The 630-nt window shown below is 69.8% G+C and carries 1 protein-coding gene; it reads right to left on the minus strand.

The window, feature by feature from the left end:
• Positions 1-630 (minus strand): polyketide synthase (locus OQ789_RS25705; RefSeq protein WP_324689228.1); only part of this gene is annotated, 630 nt, incomplete at both ends.

Here is a 630-nt window from a genome sequence, read left to right on the forward strand (position 1 = left end):
CCGGCCCGCCAGCGACCACCCGATGTCCGCGACATCCAGATCACCGTGCGCACGAACGTATTCCGCCAACCGCGCCGCCTGCGCCGCCAACGCCGACCGCGATTTCGCCGACACCGGCCACGGCACCACCGGCACAGTCGGACCGTCCCCAGCACGCGGCGCCTCGGCCGCCACCGCCTCGATGATGACATGCGCGTTGGTGCCACTGATCCCGAACGACGACACACCCGCCCGCCGCGGACGATCGCCAGGCCACGCCCGCGACTCGGTCAGCAACGACACCGCGCCCGCCGACCAGTCCACATGCGGACTCGGCACATCGACATGCAACGTCGCCGGCAACATCTCATGGCGCATCGCCTGCACCATCTTGATCACCCCGGCCACCCCCGCGGCCGCCTGCGTATGCCCCATGTTCGACTTGACCGACCCCAGCCACAACGGCTCGCCACGACCCTGCCCATAAGTCGCCAACAACGCCTGCGCCTCGATCGGATCACCCAACGTCGTCCCGGTGCCATGACCCTCGACCACATCCACCTCGGCCGCCACCAACCCCGCGCTGGCCAACGCCGCACGCACCACCCGCTGCTGCGAAGGACCATTGGGCGCGGTCAACCCGTTGGACGC

It is taken from the genome of Mycobacterium sp. 94-17 (assembly GCF_035617725.1).
In the GTDB taxonomy this organism is placed as follows: Bacteria; Actinomycetota; Actinomycetes; order Mycobacteriales; family Mycobacteriaceae; genus Mycobacterium.